Raw genomic sequence first — 22,625 nt, forward strand, 5'->3', positions numbered from 1 at the left:
GGGCGCCCTTCATGGGCAGAGGCGGCTTTGAAATGGCTTTGATCGTACAGAAATTTGGAGGCACCTCGGTCGGCACTGTCGAGAGAATCGAGCAGGTCGCCGACAAGGTTAAGAAATTCCGCGATGCCGGCGATGACCTGGTGGTTGTGCTGTCTGCAATGAGCGGCGAAACCAACCGTCTGATCGATCTGGCCAAGCAAATCAGTGGCGAGGCACAACCGGTTCCGCGCGAGCTGGACGTGATCGTGTCCACCGGTGAGCAGGTGACGATTGCCCTGTTGGCCATGGCGCTGATCAAGCGCGGTGTGCCGGCGGTGTCGTACACCGGTAATCAGGTGCGGATCCTGACTGACAGTGCGCACAATAAAGCGCGTATCTTGCAGATTGATGACCAGAAGATCCGCGGTGATCTGAAGGCTGGCCGTGTGGTGGTTGTCGCCGGTTTCCAGGGTGTCGATGAGCACGGCAACATCACCACCCTCGGTCGCGGCGGTTCCGATACCACCGGCGTGGCACTGGCGGCGGCCTTGAAGGCGGATGAATGCCAGATCTACACCGACGTCGACGGTGTCTACACCACCGACCCGCGTGTGGTGCCGGTCGCTCAGCGTCTGGACAAGATCACCTTCGAAGAGATGCTGGAAATGGCCAGCCTCGGTTCCAAGGTGCTGCAGATCCGTGCGGTGGAATTCGCCGGCAAGTACAACGTTCCGCTGCGCGTACTGCACAGCTTCAAGGAGGGTCCGGGCACCCTCATTACTATTGATGAAGAGGAAACCATGGAACAGCCGATCATTTCCGGCATCGCTTTCAACCGCGATGAAGCCAAGCTGACCATCCGTGGCGTGCCAGACACCCCGGGCGTGGCGTTCAAGATTCTCGGCCCGATCAGTGCCGCGAACATCGAAGTCGACATGATCGTGCAGAACGTCGCGCACGATAACACTACCGACTTCACCTTCACCGTGCACCGCAACGACTACCAGGCCGCACAGACTGTGCTGGAAAACACCGCTCGCGAGATCGGTGCCCGTGAAGTGGTCGGCGACACCAAGATCGCCAAGGTCTCGATCGTCGGCGTCGGCATGCGTTCCCACGCAGGCGTGGCCAGCCGCATGTTCGAATCCCTGGCGAAAGAAAGCATCAACATCCAGATGATCTCGACTTCGGAAATCAAGGTGTCCGTAGTGATCGAAGAGAAATACCTGGAACTGGCTGTGCGCGCGCTGCACACGGCTTTCGAACTGGATGCTCCGGCCCGTCAGGGCGAGTAATCCGCTTCTGTGAAGGGCGCGGTCTGACCGCGCCCTTTATTTTTGAATGGCGCGAGCCCCGGAACTGTTCTTTTGCTCGCGCTGGTCAATACTCAGGCATGTAGGGCTACGATCGCTGCGGTTGTAGGTCGGGTGCCTTTTTTTTGCAGACTGTTGTCCCTGAAATGAATGGCGTAAGGAGAAAGGTATGCTGATTCTGACTCGTCGGTGCGCGGAAAGCCTGATTATCGGTGACGGCGAAATCACCGTGACCGTGCTCGGCGTCAAAGGAAACCAGGTGCGTATCGGCGTCAACGCTCCGAAAGAGGTTGCGGTGCACCGTGAGGAAATTTACCTGCGTATAAAGAAAGAGAAGGACGAAGAACCAAGCCATTAATTTTTATCGATTTTTATGTTTGCAAACGGGGAAGAAGCTGGTTAATATACGCCCCGTGTTGCGGAGAGCTGGCCGAGTGGCCGAAGGCGCTCCCCTGCTAAGGGAGTACACCTCAAAAGGGTGTCGGGGGTTCGAATCCCCCGTTCTCCGCCATTATTTGCTTAGTACGTCGTAATCTGGCTTCTTCTGTAAGTTGTTGAAATTACTAGAAAAAGTGTTTGACATAGAGATTAGACGGCCTATAATGCGCGGCAACAAATGCACTCGTAGCTCAGCTGGATAGAGTACTCGGCTACGAACCGAGCGGTCACAGGTTCGAATCCTGTCGAGTGCACCATTTAAGAGTTATTTGCTGTAAGGTGAGTAACTCGGCTTCAGCCAGTTGTGGTCTGGTTTAAAAACACAAAATGCACTCGTAGCTCAGCTGGATAGAGTACTCGGCTACGAACCGAGCGGTCACAGGTTCGAATCCTGTCGAGTGCACCATATACCAAGAAGCCCGCGTTTAACGCGGGCTTTTTGCTGTCCGGGATTTGGCTTTTCCCTTCACACAGCCTCTTTCATCAAAATCAATTTGAGCACTGCGGCCTCGCTTGAGGTCGTAACGATAGCTCGTCGTCGACGTGCGCGTGTTGATCTTGTCGGGTTTGCCTAGTGCGCTTTCGACGTCCCGCTGGCTCATGCCGGCAATCACCCGCCGGTTGATGATTGCTTCGCGCCGCTGTCTGTTATCGATCAGGTTTCCACATTTGTGTTCGGTGCCACCGACGATGCCCGGTTCGCGTCCGCTGTCTTTCATGCCGGTCACTGCTTCGTGATTGAACTCCGGCATGATTGCGACCCAGCCAGGTGAGTAGGGGTGAACCTCCTGAATTGAGAGTTGCTCGCCTGTTGCGCAGCTCATCGATGTGAAGGTGACGCTGCCGTCAGCGGCCTGGCAACGATGAAGTGTGGTGGCGTTGGCAGGCGTGGTGTGGAGCAGGGCGGTCAGTAGAAGAAGCGCTGGTTTTGCTGGCATTCGATGTCCTCCATGACGATCTAAGCTCAAGGGTAGTCGCTGCTTTTTGCATTGCCGGTGTGTTTTCTTTTCAAGATGAGTCGTCGCATTTGCACGGGTCAGGCAGGTGCTCAGGTTTGTTTCGCAAGCGCTTGTTTCAGCCGTGATTTTTTCAACGTTTTAAACCGTCAGGCGTGTATCATTGCGCCCGTCAGCCCCGCCGGGGCTTATGGAAAACCTCCATGGACTTACCCAGTAGTTGTTCAGTAAACCGTTTCACCAATCATGAATTGACTGATTGATCCTTCCGGCGTGCCCCGCTGCTGGGAGTGGAGTTCGCCTATGTCCGAAATCGAAGTAAAGAAAACACAGGAAAGCCTGCAGGACCGCCTGGCTCAGGTCGTCGAGTTGCTGCAGCGCCAACGTGTCGTTGAAGACCTGACTCATCGCCAGGAAGGTCCGCACCACGACCGCGTGGAAAACCTGGTTCACCGGCAAAACCTCGTCGAGCTGCAACGCAAGCTCGATGATCTGCACTCCGCCGACGTCGCCTACATTCTCGAAGCCTTGCCGCTGGACGATCGTCTGACGCTCTGGCAACTGGTCAAGGCCGATCGCGACGGCGACATTCTTCTCGAAGTTTCCGATTCCGTCCGTGAAACGCTGATCGCCGACATGGACGATCACGAGCTCCTGGCTGCGGCCAAGGACATGGACGCCGACGAACTCGCTGACCTGGCCTCCGAGCTGCCGCGCGACGTTGTCCATGAGCTGATGGAGAGTCTGGATAACCAGCAGCGCGAACGCGTGCGCTCGGCCCTGTCCTATGACGAGGATCAGGTCGGTGCGTTGATGGACTTCGAGATGGTGACGATCCGTGAGGACGTCAGCCTTGAAGTGGTTCTGCGTTACCTGCGTCGCCTCAAAGAGCTTCCCGGTCACACCGACAAACTGTTCGTGGTCGATTACGACGGCGTGCTCAAGGGCGTGCTGCCGATCAAGCGTCTGCTGGTCAACGATCCGGAGAAGCAGGTCGCCGAAGTGATGGCCAGCGATCCGGTGAGTTTCCACCCGGACGAAGACGCCTACGACGCCGCTCAGGCATTCGAGCGTTACGACTTGATCTCGGCGCCGGTGGTCGACAAGAACGGCAAACTGATCGGCCGTCTGACCATCGATGAAATGGTCGACCTGATCCGTGAGGAAAGCGAAAGCGAAGTCCTCAACATGGCCGGTCTGCGCGAAGAGGAAGATATCTTCGCCTCGGTATGGAAATCCCTGCGTAACCGTTGGGCGTGGCTGGCGGTGAACCTGATCACTGCATTTGTCGCATCACGGGTGATCGGTCTGTTCGAAGGTTCGATCGAGAAGCTCGTGGCACTGGCGGCGCTCATGCCGATCGTGGCGGGTATCGGTGGCAACTCCGGTAACCAGACCATCACCATGATCGTGCGCGCCATGGCGCTGGATCAGGTCAGCACCGGCAACACCTCGCGCTTGATGCGCAAAGAGCTTGCGGTCGGTTTGATCAACGGTCTGGTCTGGGGCGGGGTGATCGGTGTGGTCGCGTACATGCTCTACGGCAGTTGGTCACTCGGCGTGGTCATGACGGCAGCGATGACGCTCAATCTGTTGCTGGCGGCGTTGATGGGCGTGTTGATCCCGATGACGCTGGCGAAAATGGGTCGCGATCCGGCGATGGGCGCCAGTGTGATGATCACCGCGATGACCGACAGCGGTGGCTTCTTCATCTTCCTCGGGTTGGCGACAATCTTCCTGCTCTGACCTTGTGCAATGAAAAGCCCGTCAAATCGACGGGCTTTTTTGTGCCTGCCACACTCAATTGCCAAGCGGCCATCTGTCATATTGCGGGCAAAAAAAAGCCAGCAATCATGCTGGCTTCAATATGTTCGGTATAACTCAGGACGCGTCTGCGGCCATTTCTGCGTCGTGTGCGATCAGCGACACCAGGGCGTTCTGCTGACGGTGCGACAGCTGACGGAAGCGTTGCAACAGCTCGCGCTCGTGCAGCGACAGCTCCGGGCTGTCCAGGCGCATGCTCAGCTCTTCGCCCAGTGCGCCTTCCTGAATAAGACTCTGCTCAAGGCGCGCAATGATCTCGGAGTTCATGCTGCGATGATGATTGCGAGCCACCTCGGCAATGCGTTCACGCATTCCGTCTGGCAGACGTACGACAAACTTGTCAGCCGTACGGCTGGAATAAATTGCCTGTTTCAATGGGCGCATATATTTAACCGGTTAGTTCAGGGGAGCGGTTCTCGGGATTGGCCGCAGGATGTGTGGTAGGACAAGCATCCGGACCAATTGGTTCAACCTGAATTGTTAAGAGGCCGGCATCATGCCTCAAAATTGCCAGATCATTGGCGTCAATTCTGTGACAAATATTGAGTCGGGTAAAGGCGTAATGCCAGCACCAGTTGTCAGAAATGCGGACTGGTTGGAAAACTTTCCATCCTTGCGTATCGCTGCCCGTTTTCGAATGCATATCCGTTGATGCCCGAAGACTTCAGAACGTGCATGCTATGCGGCTCGCTATTCTTGATCCCTATGTGTACAGGATAGTGGCAATTTGCCGATTTACTAGAGGCAGGACCCGTCGGAGGGCGTTTTCGGGATGGATGGCAAGCTTTTTTACCTGATGGGGCCGTCCGGTTCGGGCAAGGACAGCCTGATCGATGCATCGCGTGAGCCACTGCGGGCGTTGAACTGTGAAGTAATACGCAGGGTGATTACCCGCTCGGCGGAGTCCGTCGGCGAAGATGCAATCGGCGTGACACCTGAAGAGTTCGAACGGCGACAGCACGCCGGCGCTTTCTCCTTGGCCTGGCAAGCCAACGGCCTCTCCTACGGCATTCCAAGGGAAATGGATGAATGGTTGCAAGCGGGCCGGCACGTACTGGTTAACGGGTCAAGAGCGAACCTGCGTCAAGCAATGGAGAAGTATCCAACCCTGGTGCCGATTCTGCTGACAGTCAACGATGAGGTCCTGCGCAAGCGCTTGCTCAGCCGTGGTCGGGAGACCCCTGAGCAAATCGATGCGAGGCTGGCTCGCAATGCGTTGTTCAAAGACCGAAGATCCAGCGACAGCCCCGTTCATCAGATCGACAACTCTGTTGACCTTGCTATCGCGGTCTCTTCGTTATTGGAATTGGTTCGGCTCAACGCAGAACCGGATCGAACTTGATTTTGCGCCCGGCAATCAGCGCCAGCACAAACAGCACCGCAAACACGCCACAGCCAACCAGAGGCAAGGTGACTTCCGTCTCCTCGAACAGCGCCAGATGGGTAACGCCACTCAGTAAAGCGAGGATGAGAAATCCTGTCGCCGATTTGGACATGTTGTACTCCTGAAGATATTTCAAAAAACCAGACGTTCGGTGGTTGGCGCCGAGGCTAGCTCAGGCTCGCTGACCATTTGTGTAGAAGCGTCGCTGCGATCACTCAACACTGCCCACTGCGGCGCTTTCTGCACTTGCAGGTAATGCGGCATGCGCTGTGCCACTGGCTGCTCAACGTCAGCCTTGGGAAAAAAATGTGATCCGAGCAAGAAAGCCAGAGCCGCTGCGTTTGCAAGCAAGAGGGTGCTGTTCATGGCACGACGCTCCAAATTGTTCTTTTTGATAGAACAGGCATAGCAGCCGCCGTGCCAACAGTGTAACGGCTGATAAGTCCTTTAAAAACAAGGGCTTGGTATGTTTTTTCCGGCGACGCTGATTGCAATCTGCAATGACCGCATTTCCGCGCAGTGCAATTTGCCCGGTAAAAGTTCCCGCAATCTTCCAGGGCCCTTGCCTACACTTAAAAAGCCCTACGGACGACATGACAAAACAGGGGCTGGCCGTTAACATGCACGCCGTCTGTCGCACCGTGTTCAGGTCGCGTCGATCAGTGTCTCAGTAGCTCAATTGGATAGAGCATCCCCCTCCTAAGGGGAAGGTTGCAGGTTCGAACCCCGCCTGGGACACCACCTCTTCAAAAAACAAAAAGCCCCGTCGCACTTACTCGTGCGGCGGGGCTTTTTGCGTTGGAGCGCTGGCGAGCTCTACAGCAACTCCGAGCGGCGCAACGCCTCGATGGTTTCAATCAGGTCGTCGTACGCCACCGGTTTGCCCAGATGCTGATCGAACCCGGCTTCCCGGGATTTCTGCATGTCGCTCTGAGTGCCATACCCGGTGAGGGCGATCGCGGGTACGTTTTTCACCAGCGGCAGTTTGCGCAGGGCAGCCATCAGTTCATAGCCGGTCATGACCGGCATGCCGAGGTCGGAGATGATCAGATCGTAGCGCGTGCTCTCAGCGGCTTTCAGCGCTGCCACGGGATGGTCGAAGGCCGTTACGTCGGCGTCTTCCATCTCCAGCAGCAGCTTCAATGTCTCCAACACTTCCGGAGAATCGTCGACCAGCAGAATGCTCAAGCCATCGAGCTTGCCGGAAACCGGTTCAACCTCGGCTGTTGCAGCGGTTTCTTCAACATCAGTCGACAGCGGCAGGCGAACGGTAAAGGTACAACCGGCGCCGAGCCCCGGCGAAGCAACCTTCACCGTGCCGTGCTGGGCTTCTGTCAGTTGCCGCACCAGTGACAGGCCAATGCCCAAGCCTTCACGTTGATGGTTGGTGTGCTGTTTTTCCGCCTGGCCGAACAGATCGAAGACGTGTTCAAGGTTTTCCGCAGCGATGCCGACGCCGTTATCCTTGACGTCCAGTTGCGCCATTTTCCCGCTCTTGCTGGCGATCAACTCAATGCGCCCGCTCGGTGGTGTGAACTTCAAGGCATTGTTGACCAGATTCCAGATGATCTGCTCGACCCGTGTCGGGTCGGCATGAATGATCAGCGGTGCTTCAGGCAATTGCAGGTCGATCCGCGTGGCATGCTGCTCATTGAGCACTACCGTGTGGATGTCACGCAGAACCGCGCTCAGATCGACACGCGCCAATTGCAGTTTGAGCTTGCCGGTGCGCACCCGTGCTACATCAAGCAGGTCGTCGATGATCCGCGCCTGACTGGTCACCGCATCGCAAATGGTGTTGACCGCTTTGGTCGCCGGCCCGGCGGTGCGGATCATTGGCAAACGGCGCAACAGTTCGGCGTTGAGCTGGATCAGGTTGAGCGGGTGCTTGAGTTCGTGGGACATGACCGCGAAGAACTCATCACGCAGGGACACCGTATTGCGCGTCTGCGCCAGTTCCTTGCTCTGTTCATCCTGCTGGCGCTTGTGCCCGGTCAGGTCGCGGGCGATTTTCACATAGCCTTGCAAGCGATCGCCGCTGAGCAGGGTGACCTCGCCGCTGCAGAAGAAACGGCTGCCATCCTTGCGCACATGCCAGCGCTCATCCTCCGAGCGCCCGTGCTGACGAGCCGTGGACAATTCACTTTCAGCCATGCCGGCAGCACGGTCTTCGGCTGTGAAGATGAAGTCGTAATACTGACCTTCGGCCTCGTTTTTGCTGTGGCCAAAGATCAGTTCAGCGCCTTTGTTCCAACTGGTGATCGAACCCATTTCATCGAGGATGATAATCGCGTAATCACGCGTACTCTCAGCGACCAGACGCATGCGTTCCTCGCCCAGGCGCAGCTCTTCCTCGGCTTCGCGGCGTTTGCTGATGTCGATGAAGGTCAACACGGTGCCGTCGATGTGGTCTTCGCTGGAGCGATAAGGCAGCAAGCGGGCGATGTACCAGCGGTTATCGGTACTGTTGACCTCGCGTTCGATCATGTTCAGCGATTCGAACACTTGCGCCGCGTCCTCGGTCATCGCCGGGTAATTCAGGCGATGGGTGATATCCAGCAGTGAACGGCCGGTGTCTACCGGCAACATGCTGAAGATGTCGGTGGCGCGCGGCGTGAACCATTTGATGCGCATGCTGCGATCGACGAACACCGTAGCAATGTCGGTAGAAGCGATCAGATTGGTCAGATAATCGTTGATCTTGTCGGTTTCTTCGACTTTGGTCTTCAGCTCGTAGTTGACCGTCAACAGCTCTTCATTGATTGACTGCAACTCTTCCTTGCTGGTCTCGAGCTCTTCGGTGGCCGAGCGCAGTTCTTCGTTGATCGCCTGCATCTCCTCGTTGGAAGCCTTGAGCTCTTCGCTGGAGATTTCCGACTGTTCGATGGTGTCCTGCAAATGCAATTTGGTGCGTTGCAGCTCACGTTCGAGGTTGGAGAGCACTTGGCTTTCAGTCTGCAGCACCGTGGTCAACGCCTGCTCGTGCGCGTCGATCTCCGTTTCATCGAAGGTCACCAGCACGCACTCGCTGTCGAAGTCGTCGTCCTTGTATGGCTGCGCAATCAGCGTGATGCGGTACTGACGCTCCTCGCGCTTGAGCAGCACTTCACGCGAGCGCACGGTGAGGTTGCTTTGCTGCACCTGGAACAGCGTAGTGCGAATTTCCAGGCGCAGTTCCGGCAGGATCAGCGTCAGCAGGTTGCGTGACAGCTCGCCGCCGACATGCCGCAGGAAGCGCCCGGCGGCTTCGCTCATGTGAAGGATATCGGCGTTGGTGTCGACGATAATGCTCGGCGGGGCGAAGCGTTCTATGGCGCGGCGGTGGATATCGGCAAACGACAGCTTGACGGGCTCGATGGCTTTCGATGGCGGTCGGGAAACGCTGGTGCGCATGTAACCGCCACGCGGCATGGTCGGGGTGCGGCGGCTGTTCGCCGTACCAGTCTTGGCGCGGAAGATGCGGTTGCGCTTGTCCACTGGCGCGAACAGTTCATGGCAGGCATCGGCGCTTTCCGAGGTGCCGAGAAACAGGAAACCACCCGGTCGCAGGGCAAAGTGGAACATCTGCAGGATTTCCCGCTGCACCTCGCGATCCAGGTAAATCAGCAGATTGCGGCAAACGATCAGGTCGATCTGCGAGAACGGCGGATCGGACAACAGGCTGTGCTTGGCGAACAGCACTTTCTCGCGGATTTCCTTGCGGATCCGGTAGTGGTCATCGTCTTTGACGAAATAATGCCGAAGGCGTGTTGGCGGTACGTCGGTGACGATGGCTTGCGGATAGGTGCCGGCGCGGCCAGTGGTGATCGCGCGTTCGTCGATATCGGTGGCGAACACTTGCAGGTTGGCCTTGCTGCTTTGTACCTGCATCTGATCATCGAGCAGGATTGCCAGGCTGTAGGCTTCTTCGCCGGTCGAGCAGCCGGCAGACCAGACGCGCAGTTCTTCTTTTTCCGACGAGTCGGCAACCGATTGCACCAGTTGCGGCAGCACATCGCGCTCAATGGCTTCGAAGGCTTCGCGGTCACGGAAGAAGTTGGTCACGCCGATCAGCATGTCGCCGAGCAGGGCCTTGGATTCTTCCGGGGTGTTTTGCAGGTAGTCGTAATAGGCGCCGAGGTCAGACTGGCTGGTGACCTGCATGCGCCGCTCGATGCGGCGCAGCACGGTGGCGCGCTTGTAATGTTTGAAGTCATGGCCGGTGCTGCTGCGCAGGTACAACAGGATCTCATGCAGGCGTTGTTCGGCGATCGACGCCTCGTGTTCGTTTGCAGGCTTCAAGGCTTTCAAGTCGGGATCATTGGCGCTGGGTAATTTGATGTTCTGAGAGTTGCGCCACAGCTCCATCAGTTTCTGCGGCATCTCGACCACTGGCAGTATCAGATCGACCATGCGCGTCTCGATGGCGGCGCGCGGCATGCCGTCGAACTCGGCGTCTTCCGGCACTTGTACCAGCGTCACGCCACCCTGTTCCTTGATTCGCGACAAGCCCACCGCACCATCGGAACCGGTGCCTGAAAGCACCAGGCAAAAAGCCCGCTCGCGATGCACATCGGCCAGATCGCGGAAGAACAGGTCGATGGCAGTGTGGCGCGCTTGCGGTGAGCCAGCGGGGCTGACGCGCAGGTAGCCGTCATTCATCGTCAGCGAATGCGCCGGAGAAATCACGTACACGCAGTTCTTTTCGATCGGCACCGGCTGCGTCACTTGCAGCACCGGCATGCGCGTCGATTCCTGAATGATCTGGTCGGCGATGCTCTGGTGATCGGGCGACAGGTGCAAAATGATCACGAACGCCATGCCACTGTCCTTCGGCATATGCTCGAAAAACAGCTTGATCGCTTGCAGGCCGCCCGCCGAGGCGCCGATGCCCACCACGGGGAAATTCAGGTGGCTGGGGGTCAGGTCCTTGCGTTCGGGCGCAGAGGGCGAGGCAGGGGTTTTCGAGGTCATCACTTCGGCCTTTTTTGTGGCGGTACAAGCGTATCGCGGACGTCCGGGGGCGCAGGTAATTGAGCAGAATAAACCTCATTTGCGGATCTGCCTGCACTTTTGAAGGACAAATGTACTGCCTGTGTTTTTGACATCCGGTGATTGGCAACCGTGCCGATTAATTTTCCGGCGTGATGATCGGTGGTCAGTCGTCGTTGATTTCGACTTTGCCAAGGCTCCCGCTGACCTCGGTTACATGCCGACGGCCAAAGACTTCGTAGGTAGTCCCGCTGGCCTCTACGCCCGGCTTGCGCACGGCCAGTTGAGCGAATAACCCAGTCTGTTCGCTGTAACTGCCGAACCAGTCAATCAGCGCCCCGATGTAGCATTCGCCGCCGATCATTACCGGCAAATCGGCGATCTTTTCGATGGTGTAGTGCCCTGGACCGTAGCTGTAGTAATCGTCTTCGCCGGCGCCCGTCGGAGGAATGGGGCAAAGGGGCGCGTCAGGGTTTGAGCCCGATGCGACTTTCATTGCCTGAGTGACGGCGTGGTCGAGTGCCGCGTGCAAATCCGCTTCGAGGTCATAGGTGCTGGTGCCGTCTTCTGTATGTTGCGTGGTTGGCACTTGCAGGGAGTAAGCGTAACGCACGGACACCGTCGGTACCTGACGGTTGATCTTCAGCGGATTGAGCAGGTAAAGATTATCGACACCATAGGCGCCGTTTCGGTAAGCGGCATAAATTCTGTTGTGAAGCCTGATCCAGCTGATTGCCTGATTAGCGCCACGGTCGTTGGTGTAGAACAGCGAGCTTTCCGGCTCGACCGATCTTTTGACGAACCGCTCGCCCGTGCGGCGCCAGGTTTCCACGTAGGTGAACAAGCCGGTGCCGCCTGCGTATGTGTCGACGATAAGGTCGCGCTGGCCATCACTGTCCAGATCCAGCAGTGCGTAAGAAGTCCGTCCGGTCTCGGCGGCGCCTCCGATGCTTGAGGCTTTCAATGCTTGCCACTCATCCTCGCTCACGCCTTTGGGACGCGACTTGGGGAAGCTGGTTTGCTCGCCGTAACTGTCGACTGGATCCCCCGCGAACGATGTCTGCGAAGACTCGAAAGCCCGTGCGGCCAAGGCATGTTCCAGCGCAAATTCCGGGTGGTTTTTGCTCTCGGCACGAATGCTTTCCTGCAGATCGTTCATCGCCTGAAGATCCACGGCGTCCGGCTGCCACATTGCGGCTTGCGTCCACTGTGCCTGCAATGCTTGCAGGCGCTGGCGGTAGCTGCCATCCAGGCAAGCGACATCGACTGCGCAGGCATTGCGGGTTTTTAGCCAGGCGCGCTGGGTGCGCTTGAGCTCAGGTTGCGTCGCTGTGGCAGTTGTCATCAGTTGGCGATACAGCGTGCCCATCTGCGCGTCGAGCTCATAAAGCGGTTTATTCGCGCAAATCGTGTTTTCCACGTCGTTCGCCGCTTTGGTGCAGTCCATTGCCGCCGCACTCATTGGCTGGATAAACAGCAGCAAAAAGGCCGACAGGATGTAGCGTCCCTTGATGTACACGATTCAGTCCCTATGAAAATCCTTGAGCAGGCGCGCAGAGTAATACTCCAGGCAACATTCTTGAAGCTCCACCCTCAGGCCCCGGCACTTTTGGCCGATAACCCGAACGGTGAGTTCAGGCTCGCGCGAAATCGCTTGATGGCGCATGGCCTCCGGCTATCATCTGCGCGCCTGAAATCGCCTCGGTTCGTTTTCTTCAATTGCCTGGAAATCTTCGATGTCGTCGTATCACCAAAAAAGCTTTCTGATCGTCGATGATTTTTCCGATTTCCGCAGTTCCGTGCGTTCGATGTTGCGTGAGCTCGGCGTCAAGGATGTCGATACTGCCGACACTGGCGAGCAGGCGCTGAAGATGTGCTCGCAGAAGTCCTACGATTTCATTCTTCAGGACTTCCACCTCGGCGACGGCAAGAAGAATGGCCAGCAGGTGCTCGAAGACCTGATGTCGGAAAAGCTCATCAGCCACGAAGCCGTTTTCGTCATGGTCACCGCTGAGACCAGTCAGGCGATGGTGCTCAGCGCGCTGGAGCACGAGCCGGATGCGTACCTGACCAAGCCGTTCAACCGTTCCGGGCTGGCCCAGCGCTTTGAGCGTCTGGAGCAACGCAAGACGTTGCTCAAACCGATTCTGCAGGCCCTTGATCGCGGTAAGCCGGTCGAGGTGCTCAATGCCTGTATTGCCCTGTGCAAACAGGACATCCGCTATTCGCCGCTGTGCCTGCGCTACCGCGCCGATGCGCTGCGCGACATGAATCAGAACGAAGCGCTGGAGCGACTCTACGACGGCATCATTGCCGACCGTCCGTTGCCGTGGGCCTTCGCTGGATTGGGCAAGTTGCTGTTCAAACGCGGGCAGGTCTCGCAGGCCAAAGAGGTCTATGAAAAGGCCTTGAAAGTGTTCCCGATGATGCCGGCGCTGTATGACGGCATGGCTGACGTGCTGGTGGCCGAAGGCGACAGCAAAGGCGCGCAGCGGGTGCTGGAAGAAGCGATTCGTCTGTCGCCGCTGGCGGTGCGCCGTCAGGCTTTGCTCGGCAAACTGGCGATGGCCAACGAAGATTTCGAAACCGCCTCGCGGGCTTATCGTCAGGCCGTGGCGCAGGGCGCGCAGTCGCGTTTCAAGGATCCGGAAAGCAATCTTGGCCTGGCGCACGCGCTGATCAGCAAGGGCAGCGATCGCGGCCTCGACACGCGCACGCGTCTGGAGATCAACACTACGCTTAGTGCCGTGGCCAAGGAGAACCCGAGCGATCCCGGCCTGCAAATCCGTGCGCGGCTGATGAAGGCCACCAGCCTGTTGCTCAACGACGCCGAAACCGCCGACAAGCTCACCGAACAAGCACTGATGCGCCTCGATGGCATGGAGCAATTCATGAGTCCCGAGGCGGCGTTGCTGGTGGCCAAGCAGTTGCAGATGCTCGGTCAGGCCGAGGCGGGCACTTCGATGCTCAAGAGTTGCGCGGAGATTTACGGTGATGACCCGGCGGTGATGAAAGACATTGCCAAGCTCACCGACGATCCGACGATTCTCAGTTCAAGTAACGCTGCGGCCGATCTCAACCGCCAGGGCGTGCGCGTGTACAAGACCGGCAATCTGGTCGAGGCCCGCGAGGTGTTCCGCAAGGCGCTCAAGCTGCAACCGAAAAACATCAGTATTGCGCTGAACCTGGCCCAGTCGCTGCTGCACGGCACCGACACCAGTGTGCCGTCGGCGGAGCTGGAAGAATGTCGGGCCTGCCTGAAACTGGTGGGCCTGATGCCCGACACCGACGCGCGGTTTGCGCGTTATCAGAAGCTGAAAAGCAAGGCGTTTGGCGAATGAACCCAATTGATCCGGCGCTGGATTTTTCCACGGTGATTGCCTCCACCGTCCACGACATGAAGAACTCCCTGGCCATGCTGATGCAGGCGCACAGCCAATGGCTCGCGCGTCTGCCCAAAGAGCTGCGCGACGGCTCGGAACAGGGCGTGATCGACTTCGAGTTCGCCCACCTCAACGGCATGCTCGTGCAGTTGCTGGGGCTGTACAAACTTGGCGTGAATCAGTTGCCGCTGCAGCCGGCGTATCACGAACTCGACGATTTCATCGAGGCGCAACTGGCCGCGCATCAGGAAGTGTTTGCCAGTCGCGGCATCATCGCCACCTATGAAGTCGATCCGTTGAGCCCGCTGGGTTTCTTTGATCGCGAGCTGATCGCTTCGGTGCTCGGCAACTGCATCAACAATGCGATCCGCTACGCCCGCGAGTCGCTGCTGATTACCGTCAGCGACGAAGCCGGGCAACTGGTGTTGAGCATCAATGACGATGGCGACGGCTATCCGGCAGAGATGCTCGAGCGTCAGGCCGATTATGTGCAGGGCATCAATCACAGCAGCGGCAGCACCGGGCTGGGTCTGTATTTCGCCAATCGCATCGCCGCGCTGCATCAGCGCAACGGCGTGGAAGGGCGCACCGAAATCAGCAATGGCGGGCCGTTGGGCGGTGGGGTGTTCAGCCTCTACTTGCCCTGAGGTCTGGTGTAGGAGCTGCCGAAGGCTGCGATCTTTTGATTTTAAAAAGCAAGATCAAAAGATCGCAGCCTCGTTGCACTCGTCAGCTCCTACGGCTCCTGCGCAAGATCGGGATTTTTGTGGGCGCTGCTTGATATTCCGAACAGCCGCAGCCTATTTTGTCCGGGTCGCCGTTCGCGGCTCGCACAATAACAAGGATTGCGTCATGACAACCGATGGCCAGGGTTCACTCGCGCAGCGATTGACCGGCATTGATGAGATTGAATGTGTCACCCCGGATCTGAACGGTGTGCCACGGGGCAAGGTGATGACCGCCGAGGGTTTCCTCGAGGGGCGGCGTTTGCAGTTGGCGCGGGGTGTGCTGCTGCAATGCATCATGGGCGGCTATCCGCCGGCGCGGTTCTACGGCAGCGATGACGGCGATCTGGCGCTGGTTGCCGATCCTGCGCAGATTCACCGTTTGCCCTGGAGCGACGAGCCGCGTGCCATGGCGATTTGCGACGCCGACGAACTGAGCGGGGGGAGCTCAAGTCTCTCGACCCGTGGTCAGCTCAAAGCGGTCATCGCCCGTTACGCCGCGCACGGTCTGGCGCCGGTGGTGGCGACCGAGCTGGAATTTTTTGTCTTCGCACCGAACACCGATCCGACTCAGCCGTTCCGTCCGCCGGTCGGCCTCGACGGCCGTCGCGAGGATGGCCAGTCGGCGTTCAGCGTCAGTTCCAACAACGGTCTGCGGCCGTTCTTCAGCGAAGTGTATAAATGCATGGCCGCCCTGGGCCTGCCGCGCGACACCTTCATGCATGAAATGGGCGTCAGCCAGTTCGAGATCAATCTGCTGCACGGCGATCCGCTGCTGCTGGCCGATCAGACGTTCCTGTTCAAGCACCTGCTCAAGGAGGTCGCGCTCAAGCATGGCCTGAGCGTGGTGTGCATGGCCAAACCGCTGGCGCACACGCCGGGCAGTTCGATGCATATTCACCAGAGCATCGTTGAGATCGGCAGCGGCAAGAATGTCTTCACTGACTCGAACGGCGAGCCGACGTCGATGTTCCGCCACTTCATCGGCGGGCAACAGGCAGGCCTCGCCGATTTCACCGCACTGTTTGCGCCCAACGTGAATTCCTATCAGCGCCTGTGTCATCCGTACGCGTCGCCGAACAATGCCTGCTGGTCCCATGACAATCGCGCCGCCGGCTTGCGTATTCCCGCCAGCTCGCCGGTCGCACGTCGGGTCGAAAATCGTCTGCCGGGCGCCGACGCCAACCCTTATCTGGCGATCGCCGCCAGTCTGGCTGCGGGTTTGCACGGCATCGAACAGGAACTGGAGCCGAGCGCGGCAATCCAGGGAGAATTCGCCGTGCCGGATAATCTGGCCTTGCCGTGTACCTTGCACGCCGCGCTGGAGCGTCTGAAACGTAGCCAGTTGGCGAGGGAACTGTTCGGGTCGGAGTTCATCGAAGGCTACATCGCTTCGAAGACCATGGAGTTGACCAGCTTCTTTGATGAAATCACTCCCTGGGAGCGCCGTGTGCTGGCCGCCCAGGCCTGACGTATCGCTGCTGCCGGGCTGTCGATCTGACCGCCCGGTATTTACTGCAAGGAGCCGCTCGGAACGCCGATGCGCCAAATCTGGAAATCCTTTCGAGCGCTGTATTTCGCCTCGCTGATGATGTTGATCGGCTCAGGCCTTCTTTCTACTTATCTGGCTTTGCGTCTGGCTGCCGACAACGTCGACGGGCTGTGGGTCGGTGCGCTGATGGCGGCCAACTATTTCGGTCTGGTGCTGGGCGGCAAGATCGGCCATCGCCTGATCGCCCGGGTCGGGCATATCCGTGCCTACTCGGCGTGTGCCGGGATCGTCGGCGCGGCGGTGCTCGGCCATGGGCTGGTGGACTGGCTGCCGGCGTGGCTGGTGCTGCGGACGATCGTCGGTCTGGGCATGATGTGTCAGTACATGGTCATCGAGAGCTGGCTCAACGAGCAGGCCGATGCCAATCAGCGCGGGCTGGTGTTCAGCGGTTACATGATCGCCTCTTATCTGGGCCTGGTGCTGGGCCAGCTGATTCTGGTCATGCACCCCGGCCTCGGCCTGGAACTGCTGATGCTGGTGGCGCTGTGCTTTGCCCTGTGTCTGGTGCCGGTGACGTTGACCCGACGGATTCACCCGGCGCCTCTGCACCCTGCGCCGATGGAGCCGCGCTTCTTCATCAAACGCGTGCCGCAATCGCTGAGCACGGTGCTCGGCGCCGGTCTGATCATCGGTTCGTTCTACGGTCTGGCGCCGCTGTACGCCTCGCAACAGGGGCTGACGACCGAGCAGGTCGGTCTGTTCATGGGTAGCTGCATTTTTGCCGGTCTGCTGGTGCAGTGGCCGTTGGGCTGGTTGTCCGACCGTTATGACCGCGCGCTGCTGATTCGCTGCTTTGCCGGGTTTCTGGCGGTGGCGGCGTTGCCGTTGGCGATCATGCCGCAGGTGCCGCTGGAGGTGCTGTTCGTCGTCGGTTTCTTCTGTTCGCTGGTGCAGTTCTGCCTGTATCCGCTGGCGGTGGCGTTTTCCAACGACCACGTCGAAGGCGATCGCCGCGTGTCGCTGACCGCCATGCTGCTGGTGACCTACGGCGTCGGCGCGAGCATTGGGCCGCTGCTCGCGGGTGTACTGATGAAGTTTCTCGGCAGTCAGAGCCTGTATGCGTTCTTCAGTTTCTTCGCGTTGGTGCTGGTCTGGCGGATTCGTCCGAAAGCAGTGACCAACCTGCACCAGGTCGACGACGCACCGCTGCATCACGTGGCAATGCCGGACAGCATGTCGAGCTCGCCGCTGGTGGCGGCGCTTGACCCGCGTGTCGATGAGCAGGTGGTGCAGGAGCAGATGGTCCAGGACACGGCGCCGGTCACTCCTGAGCCTGAGCCCGAAGAGCAGCCGGAAGCAGTCGTTGAAACCGAACTGGACAGCGGCAATGACGACAAGCCAGCGCCAGATATCAGTGGTGGCCGGCCTTAAGTCGCACGTAAACATCGGCGCATAAAAAAAGGGCAGTCCCGCACAGGACTGCCCTTTTTATTGGTCACTGCGACTCAGAGATCGTCTTTGTCGAAACGCCGTGCTTCACGCTGCAACTGGTAAACAAAGCGCTCGACGTTGCGCGCAGCCTGGCCACTGATGTTGTGGAAGCGCAGACCGGCGAAGGTGATGTTGAGTTTTTCTTCGAAATGCAGATAGCGCAGTTCGACCGATGTTGGCTGGTTGCCGAACAGCGGCGGGGCGATCAGGCGATCGTAGACCTGGCCCAGTTGCAGGCGATCAGTGATGTCGCCTTCGAAGCGGAACTTGCAACCGGTCGCAGAAATATCCAGCAGCTTGCCCTGCAGAGGAACCTTGAGCTTTTCGCCGCCCAGTTCAACGCTGACCAGATCGGTGAGCTTCAACGCAGCGCGGAAGGCGTTACGGCGCTGGTGATAGACCACTTCGCTCGGCAGGTCGCCGGTGTAGAAACGGTCGCCGTCGGATTCTTCGATGTTCAGCGTGCCGTTGCATTCCCAGGCGATGCGCACGCCGTCATGAAAGCCTTCGACCTTGAACGGTTCGCCAGCCTGGAGGAAGCGTTCGCCGTCGCGTGGAATCATTTCGTCCAGCGCGATCGTTGCGGTTTCGCGGTCGACCTTGATCAGGTAACTCTGAAAGCGCTGGCTGCGTTCATGGAAGGTGATGATCAGCGGATCGTGGCTGTCTTGCAGCTGGCGCAGGTTGCTGGAGATTTCCAGTGGCGTGGTGAGCACCTTCGGAGGCTGCGGAGCATCATCCGCGCTTAGGGTGTTGGACACGGTTCTTCAATCTCCAGACAAAATAAGACTACGACTGGCCAGTATTTTGCCAGCATGTTGCGCAAGTGGATAGTGCAGGGTCAGCGAATGGCTCATGCCTGGCTGAGCGTTCGCGGCTTGACCGGTTTGGCAAAGGTCCCGCTGGCGTCGTACAGCGCTGGCGGCTCACCGCCGGTGAGGATCTTCAGCTGATTGGCCGTGGTCGCCTGCTGGATCTGGATCGACTGGCCGTTCTTGATGTTGGCCGCCTGGCACTGGGCGATCAGCGCGGTCAGGGCATCGCCCTGGGTCAGCAACTGGTCGCCAATGCTCGACTGGCTGGCCAGTTGCTCAAGACCTGTGCGATCGGTCGGCAGGTTGAGGCTGGCGAGGATTTCGCTGCGCTTGCGGCCATGCTGCTCGAGCAGAATGATCAACGCTTGCTTGGTCGCCAGAATTTCTTCCAGCAACGGCATGTCGCGACCATGCAAAGCGAGGGATTCGGTTTGCAATAACTCCAGCAATTGTTGCGCTGGAGCAAAGTCGTCGTTGATCAGTTGCAATAAGTTAGTGTCGTGCATGGCTGGCCTTGGGGTTTAAGCGTCCAAAAGCCTGGCGCCGGCAAAAGCCTAGCGCTGGGCTTCGAAGTTGAGCAGTTTGCTGGCTACACGGTTGCTGTCGACTTTATAGCTGCCATCGGCAATCGCGGCTTTCAACTCGGCCACTCGGGCTTTGTCGACAGCAGGCTGATCGCGCAGCTTGTCAGTGACCTTCTGCAACTGTTGAGCCTCATTGCTGAGGTGTACCGACTCCCCGCTTTTGGCGACATTGGCCTGTTCGGCCTGGGTATTCAGCGGCGCGGAGGGGCTGTTTTCAGCGCTTTCCTTGGCGTTGCTGGTACGTGTGCTGCCGGTTAGTGACGAGGAACTGTTCAATCGGTTGAAATCGATAACCATGATAAAAAACCTCTGGGAATTTGGACGCTTGCCATGTTTTCGGCTATCCCCTGAAAAACTTTAGGCCCAATCAACCATAAGCTTGCATGCGCCGTTGCGAGACCTGCTGCGGCACAGTTTAGGGAAGCGACGGGATCGGCGCCAGTTTTCTCCACGAGGCTTTTACATGGCCACTTCGACCTGTCCCGGCGCAATCACCTGCGCCTTGATAACTCTTTGAGAATTAAGGTTTTTTACTCGAATCTGTTCTTTCATGCCGCCATTGGAGAGCGCTTCCCCCGGCATGCGTACGGCAAGGGTGCCGCTGCGCGCAGTGATCACCACCTGGTCACCCTTGCGCACCACTTCGGCCTGTTCCAGATGCACCAGTGTGATGACCTGATCGGCGACCGTTGGTCGGGTAAGTTTCTGCCCGATCGCTTCGTCGACGGAAGTCAGGAAACCCTGGTTGATCGTGCTGACGTCGCGCTCGCGCAAGGTCACATCCTGCGGCTCGATAATGCCGGCGCGTTTCAGCGGACGAGTGGTCGTCACGATCTCGCGAAACAGGCGGACTTGAGCGGGTACGAACACCGTCCAGGGCGAACTGCCTTCGCAGCGAACCTTCACCGTGACGCGGCCCAGCGGGCGTGCCGGGCTCTCCAGCGTGGCTGTCAATTCCTTGTCGCACATGGGCATGCGCATGCGCGGGTCGAGCTGGTTGACTTCGATTTCGTAGCGGCCTTCGGTTTGACTGGAAGCCAAATAGTCTTCTACGGTGAATTCAAGAAAGCCCTGAGTCACGCCGATAAGCATATCAGGCAAGGTAACCGCATCTGCATGGGCAGGACTGCCAGCAAGCAAGCAGCAAACGGCGGCCACCGCGCAAAGCCCTTTGCGAAGGGAGGATGTCAGGCGTCGGGAAAATGTCGTTTGAGCGTTCATACGAGTTAAAAAGCAAGCGCCGTGCCGTTTAGCAATGAATGTGCGTCGCAACAACACTTGGCGTTGGTGTAGGAGTCTGGGCATGGCTGGTGTAATGGATTCGGTGAACCAGCGCACGCAACTGGTAGGGCAGAATCGCCTCGAGCTGCTGTTGTTCCGTCTCGACGGGCCGCAGCTCTACGGGATCAACGTGTTCAAGGTACGGGAAGTGTTGCAGTGCCCGTCCCTGACGTTGATGCCCAAATCCAGTCCTGTCGTGTGCGGGGTAGCGAATATACGGGGAGCGACCATTCCGATCCTGGATCTGGCAATGGCAACGGGCTCCGGTGCGTTGAAAGACAAGAACAGTCCGTTCGTGATCATCACGGAGTACAACACCAAGACCCAGGGTTTCCTGGTCCGCTCGGTGGAGCGCATCGTCAACATGAACTGGGAAGAGATCCATCCGCCACCCAAGGGTACCGGTCGCGATCACTACCTGACCGCTGTGACGCGGGTCGACAACCAGTTGGTCGAAATCATCGACGTCGAGAAGGTGCTGGCCGAAGTGGCGCCGACGCCGGAAGCGATTTCGGTGGGCGTGGTCGATGTCGAGACGCAGACCAAGGCGTTGTCGCTGCGGGTGCTGACGGTCGATGACTCGTCGGTGGCGCGCAAGCAGGTCACGCGTTGTCTGCAGACCATCGGTGTCGAAGTGGTGGCGCTGAACGACGGCAAGCAGGCGCTGGATTACCTGCGCAAGCTGGTCGACGAGGGCAAGAAGCCGGAAGAAGAGTTCCTGATGATGATTTCCGACATCGAGATGCCGGAGATGGACGGGTACACCCTGACGGCGGAAATCCGCGGCGACGCACGCATGCAAAAGCTCCATATCATCCTGCATACTTCGTTGTCGGGGGTATTCAATCAGGCGATGGTGAAGAAAGTCGGTGCTGATGACTTCTTGGCCAAATTCCGTCCTGATGACCTCGCATCCCGGGTAGTCGACCGGATCAAAGCAGCAGATATCAGCTAGGGGCCTTCTGCCCCTGGCGGTCAACACGATTTAAGAGGCGGCATCATTGTCTACGGGTAATTTGGATTTCGAACAGTTCCGGGTCTTCCTGGAAAAAGCCTGTGGCATTCTGCTCGGTGAAAACAAGCAGTATCTGGTCTCGAGCCGTCTCAACAAACTGATGGAGCAGCAAGGCATCAAGTCCCTGGGTGAGCTGGTACAGCGCATCCAGACCCAGCCGCGCAGCGGTTTGCGCGAGCAGGTGGTCGATGCCATGACGACCAACGAAACCCTGTGGTTTCGCGACACCTATCCGTTTGAAGTCTTGAAGAACAAGGTACTGCCGGAAGCGATCAAGGCCAGCCCCAACCAGCGTCTGCGGATCTGGTCGGCGGCCTGCTCGTCGGGACAGGAACCGTACTCGCTGTCGATGTCGATCGACGAGTTCGAGCGCAGCAACCTGGGGCAGTTGAAGATGGGTGTGCAGATCGTTGCCACCGATCTGTCGGGCCTGATGCTCAACAACTGCAAGACCGGCGAGTACGACAGCCTGGCGATCGGTCGTGGCCTGTCGCCGGAACGCCTGCAACGCTACTTCGACCCGAAAGGGCCGGGGCGCTGGGTGGTCAAGGCGCCGATCAAGAGCCGGGTGGAATTCCGCTCTTTCAACCTGCTCGACAGTTACGCAGCGCTGGGCAAGTTCGACATCGTGTTCTGCCGCAACGTGTTGATCTACTTCTCTGCCGAAGTGAAGAAGGACATCCTGTTGCGCATTCACAGCACGTTGAAGCCGGGCGGGTATCTGTTCCTTGGCGCTTCGGAAGCGCTGAACGGATTGCCGGATCATTACCAGATGGTTCAGTGCAGCCCGGGGATTATTTACAAGGCGAAATAAGCGGTTTGCGCTGATACAAAAAACGGGAAGCCCGCAAAGGCCTCCCGTTTTTTATGCCCGAAGAAATTCTCTTAACACCAACAATCCCTGTGGGAGCGAGCTTGCTCGCGAAGAGGCCGTCACATTCTGCATTTGCATTGGCTGACACGCCGCCTTCGCG

Annotated in this window: 20 protein-coding genes, 4 tRNA genes and 1 pseudogene; 14 read left to right on the forward strand and 11 right to left on the reverse strand. The window is 58.4% G+C overall.

Translation table 11 applies throughout. The features are described 5' to 3' along the window. Positions 1–32: 32 nt before the first annotated feature. From QMX86_RS12760 to QMX86_RS12780, 5 genes are all read left to right on the forward strand, one after another. Positions 33–1,274, forward strand: a complete 1,242-nt coding sequence (locus QMX86_RS12760; RefSeq protein WP_016773595.1) for an aspartate kinase — start codon at positions 33–35, stop codon at positions 1,272–1,274. Positions 1,275–1,461: 187 nt separating this feature from the next. Beyond that, on the forward strand, positions 1,462–1,650 hold the full coding sequence (gene csrA, locus QMX86_RS12765; protein WP_002554426.1) for a carbon storage regulator CsrA: 189 nt from the start codon (positions 1,462–1,464) through the stop codon (positions 1,648–1,650). Between the two features lie 62 nt (positions 1,651–1,712). Then, positions 1,713–1,803: transfer RNA gene (locus QMX86_RS12770), tRNA-Ser, on the forward strand. A 107-nt stretch (positions 1,804–1,910) separates the two neighbouring features. Beyond that, positions 1,911–1,987, forward strand: a tRNA-Arg gene (locus QMX86_RS12775). A gap of 72 nt (positions 1,988–2,059) precedes the next feature. Next, positions 2,060–2,136, forward strand: a tRNA-Arg gene (locus QMX86_RS12780). Between the two features lie 19 nt (positions 2,137–2,155). Here QMX86_RS12780 and QMX86_RS12785 read toward each other — a convergent pair. After that, entirely contained in the window at positions 2,156–2,668 is a 513-nt protein-coding gene (locus QMX86_RS12785; RefSeq protein ID WP_282384526.1) for a cell envelope protein SmpA, read from the reverse strand. A 321-nt stretch (positions 2,669–2,989) separates the two neighbouring features. Between QMX86_RS12785 and mgtE the strand changes: the two genes are divergently transcribed. Then, complete coding sequence (mgtE, locus tag QMX86_RS12790) at positions 2,990–4,432, forward strand: magnesium transporter (protein WP_016773597.1); 1,443 nt, start codon at positions 2,990–2,992, stop codon at positions 4,430–4,432. Positions 4,433–4,567: 135 nt separating this feature from the next. Here mgtE and QMX86_RS12795 read toward each other — a convergent pair whose 3' ends face one another. Continuing rightward, positions 4,568–4,894, reverse strand: a complete 327-nt coding sequence (locus QMX86_RS12795; protein WP_003178899.1) for an Arc family DNA-binding protein — start codon at positions 4,892–4,894, stop codon at positions 4,568–4,570. Between the two features lie 388 nt (positions 4,895–5,282). Between QMX86_RS12795 and phnN the strand changes: the two genes are divergently transcribed. After that, the gene (phnN, locus tag QMX86_RS12800; RefSeq protein ID WP_282384525.1) at positions 5,283–5,852 is read left to right on the forward strand and encodes a phosphonate metabolism protein/1,5-bisphosphokinase (PRPP-forming) PhnN; all 570 of its coding nucleotides are present in this window, start codon (positions 5,283–5,285) and stop codon (positions 5,850–5,852) included. Here the strand turns inward: phnN and QMX86_RS12805 are convergent. After that, on the reverse strand, positions 5,827–6,006 hold the full coding sequence (locus QMX86_RS12805; protein ID WP_016773599.1) for a PA3371 family protein: 180 nt from the start codon (positions 6,004–6,006) through the stop codon (positions 5,827–5,829). The two genes, phnN and QMX86_RS12805, sit on opposite strands and share 26 nt — an antisense overlap. Before the next feature lie 20 nt (positions 6,007–6,026). Continuing rightward, entirely contained in the window at positions 6,027–6,260 is a 234-nt protein-coding gene (locus tag QMX86_RS12810; RefSeq protein ID WP_207807944.1) for a hypothetical protein, read from the reverse strand. A gap of 298 nt (positions 6,261–6,558) precedes the next feature. Between QMX86_RS12810 and QMX86_RS12815 the strand changes: the two genes are divergently transcribed. After that, positions 6,559–6,635, forward strand: a tRNA-Arg gene (locus QMX86_RS12815). A gap of 75 nt (positions 6,636–6,710) precedes the next feature. Here QMX86_RS12815 and QMX86_RS12820 read toward each other — a convergent pair. Next, the gene (locus QMX86_RS12820; protein ID WP_282384524.1) at positions 6,711–10,847 is read right to left on the reverse strand and encodes a CheR family methyltransferase; all 4,137 of its coding nucleotides are present in this window, start codon (positions 10,845–10,847) and stop codon (positions 6,711–6,713) included. Between the two features lie 184 nt (positions 10,848–11,031). After that, the gene (locus tag QMX86_RS12825) at positions 11,032–12,384 is read right to left on the reverse strand and encodes a lysozyme inhibitor LprI family protein (protein ID WP_282384523.1); all 1,353 of its coding nucleotides are present in this window, start codon (positions 12,382–12,384) and stop codon (positions 11,032–11,034) included. Between the two features lie 217 nt (positions 12,385–12,601). Between QMX86_RS12825 and QMX86_RS12830 the strand changes: the two genes are divergently transcribed. The 4 genes from QMX86_RS12830 to QMX86_RS12845 all read left to right on the forward strand — a co-directional run bounded on the left by QMX86_RS12830 (position 12,602) and on the right by QMX86_RS12845 (position 17,896). Then, positions 12,602–14,206: a tetratricopeptide repeat-containing response regulator gene (locus tag QMX86_RS12830; protein WP_282384522.1), complete on the forward strand. Its 1,605-nt coding sequence runs from the start codon at positions 12,602–12,604 to the stop codon at positions 14,204–14,206. Further along, a complete protein-coding gene (locus tag QMX86_RS12835; protein WP_016773604.1) occupies positions 14,203–14,895 on the forward strand; it encodes a HAMP domain-containing sensor histidine kinase in 693 nt (230 codons plus the stop codon). The genes QMX86_RS12830 and QMX86_RS12835 overlap by 4 nt, the downstream gene beginning before the upstream one ends. Before the next feature lie 307 nt (positions 14,896–15,202). After that, positions 15,203–16,444 carry a glutamine synthetase family protein gene (locus QMX86_RS12840; RefSeq protein WP_172834031.1) on the forward strand — a complete coding sequence of 414 codons (1,242 nt, stop codon included), beginning with the start codon at positions 15,203–15,205 and terminating at the stop codon, positions 16,442–16,444. A 69-nt stretch (positions 16,445–16,513) separates the two neighbouring features. After that, on the forward strand, positions 16,514–17,896 hold the full coding sequence (locus tag QMX86_RS12845; RefSeq protein WP_073472165.1) for an MFS transporter: 1,383 nt from the start codon (positions 16,514–16,516) through the stop codon (positions 17,894–17,896). 74 nt (positions 17,897–17,970) lie between these two features. Here QMX86_RS12845 and QMX86_RS12850 read toward each other — a convergent pair whose 3' ends face one another. The 4 genes from QMX86_RS12850 to flgA form a co-directional block, all read right to left on the reverse strand. Next, complete coding sequence (locus QMX86_RS12850; RefSeq protein ID WP_016773607.1) at positions 17,971–18,717, reverse strand: flagellar brake protein; 747 nt, start codon at positions 18,715–18,717, stop codon at positions 17,971–17,973. 92 nt (positions 18,718–18,809) lie between these two features. Continuing rightward, complete coding sequence (locus QMX86_RS12855) at positions 18,810–19,277, reverse strand: flagellar protein FlgN (protein WP_016773608.1); 468 nt, start codon at positions 19,275–19,277, stop codon at positions 18,810–18,812. Positions 19,278–19,325: 48 nt separating this feature from the next. After that, a complete protein-coding gene (flgM, locus tag QMX86_RS12860) occupies positions 19,326–19,652 on the reverse strand; it encodes a flagellar biosynthesis anti-sigma factor FlgM (protein ID WP_016773609.1) in 327 nt (108 codons plus the stop codon). A 162-nt stretch (positions 19,653–19,814) separates the two neighbouring features. Next, positions 19,815–20,576: a flagellar basal body P-ring formation chaperone FlgA gene (flgA, locus tag QMX86_RS12865; RefSeq protein ID WP_083387045.1), complete on the reverse strand. Its 762-nt coding sequence runs from the start codon at positions 20,574–20,576 to the stop codon at positions 19,815–19,817. An 82-nt stretch (positions 20,577–20,658) separates the two neighbouring features. Between flgA and QMX86_RS12870 the strand changes: the two genes are divergently transcribed. Both QMX86_RS12870 and cheR read left to right on the forward strand, forming a co-directional pair. Continuing rightward, the gene (locus tag QMX86_RS12870) at positions 20,659–21,591 is read left to right on the forward strand and encodes a chemotaxis protein CheV (protein WP_016773611.1); all 933 of its coding nucleotides are present in this window, start codon (positions 20,659–20,661) and stop codon (positions 21,589–21,591) included. A gap of 46 nt (positions 21,592–21,637) precedes the next feature. Further along, the gene (cheR, locus tag QMX86_RS12875; RefSeq protein ID WP_016773612.1) at positions 21,638–22,465 is read left to right on the forward strand and encodes a protein-glutamate O-methyltransferase CheR; all 828 of its coding nucleotides are present in this window, start codon (positions 21,638–21,640) and stop codon (positions 22,463–22,465) included. Here cheR and QMX86_RS12880 read toward each other — a convergent pair. Further along, positions 22,446–22,625 (reverse strand): annotated as a pseudogene (locus tag QMX86_RS12880) (hypothetical protein); the annotation flags it as partial. The gene cheR and the pseudogene QMX86_RS12880 overlap by 20 nt on opposite strands.

Origin of the sequence: Pseudomonas sp. PS01270 (assembly GCF_029959775.1) — a bacterium.
GTDB lineage: Bacteria > Pseudomonadota > Gammaproteobacteria > Pseudomonadales > Pseudomonadaceae > Aquipseudomonas > Aquipseudomonas atacamensis.

Bases quoted from the DNA above. Each gene is read 5' to 3' on its own strand.
- QMX86_RS12760 (WP_016773595.1), top strand. From the start codon at position 33: ATGGCTTTGATCGTACAGAAATTTGGAGGCACCTCGGTCGGCACTGTC.
- csrA (WP_002554426.1), top strand. From the start codon at position 1,462: ATGCTGATTCTGACTCGTCGGTGCGCGGAAAGCCTGATTATCGGTGAC.
- QMX86_RS12785 (WP_282384526.1), bottom strand. From the start codon at position 2,668: ATGCCAGCAAAACCAGCGCTTCTTCTACTGACCGCCCTGCTCCACACC.
- mgtE (WP_016773597.1), top strand. From the start codon at position 2,990: ATGTCCGAAATCGAAGTAAAGAAAACACAGGAAAGCCTGCAGGACCGC.
- QMX86_RS12795 (WP_003178899.1), bottom strand. From the start codon at position 4,894: ATGCGCCCATTGAAACAGGCAATTTATTCCAGCCGTACGGCTGACAAG.
- phnN (WP_282384525.1), top strand. From the start codon at position 5,283: ATGGATGGCAAGCTTTTTTACCTGATGGGGCCGTCCGGTTCGGGCAAG.
- QMX86_RS12805 (WP_016773599.1), bottom strand. From the start codon at position 6,006: ATGTCCAAATCGGCGACAGGATTTCTCATCCTCGCTTTACTGAGTGGC.
- QMX86_RS12810 (WP_207807944.1), bottom strand. From the start codon at position 6,260: ATGAACAGCACCCTCTTGCTTGCAAACGCAGCGGCTCTGGCTTTCTTG.
- QMX86_RS12820 (WP_282384524.1), bottom strand. From the start codon at position 10,847: ATGACCTCGAAAACCCCTGCCTCGCCCTCTGCGCCCGAACGCAAGGAC.
- QMX86_RS12830 (WP_282384522.1), top strand. From the start codon at position 12,602: ATGTCGTCGTATCACCAAAAAAGCTTTCTGATCGTCGATGATTTTTCC.
- QMX86_RS12835 (WP_016773604.1), top strand. From the start codon at position 14,203: ATGAACCCAATTGATCCGGCGCTGGATTTTTCCACGGTGATTGCCTCC.
- QMX86_RS12840 (WP_172834031.1), top strand. From the start codon at position 15,203: ATGACCGCCGAGGGTTTCCTCGAGGGGCGGCGTTTGCAGTTGGCGCGG.
- QMX86_RS12845 (WP_073472165.1), top strand. From the start codon at position 16,514: ATGCGCCAAATCTGGAAATCCTTTCGAGCGCTGTATTTCGCCTCGCTG.
- QMX86_RS12855 (WP_016773608.1), bottom strand. From the start codon at position 19,277: ATGCACGACACTAACTTATTGCAACTGATCAACGACGACTTTGCTCCA.
- flgM (WP_016773609.1), bottom strand. From the start codon at position 19,652: ATGGTTATCGATTTCAACCGATTGAACAGTTCCTCGTCACTAACCGGC.
- flgA (WP_083387045.1), bottom strand. From the start codon at position 20,576: ATGAACGCTCAAACGACATTTTCCCGACGCCTGACATCCTCCCTTCGC.
- QMX86_RS12870 (WP_016773611.1), top strand. From the start codon at position 20,659: ATGGCTGGTGTAATGGATTCGGTGAACCAGCGCACGCAACTGGTAGGG.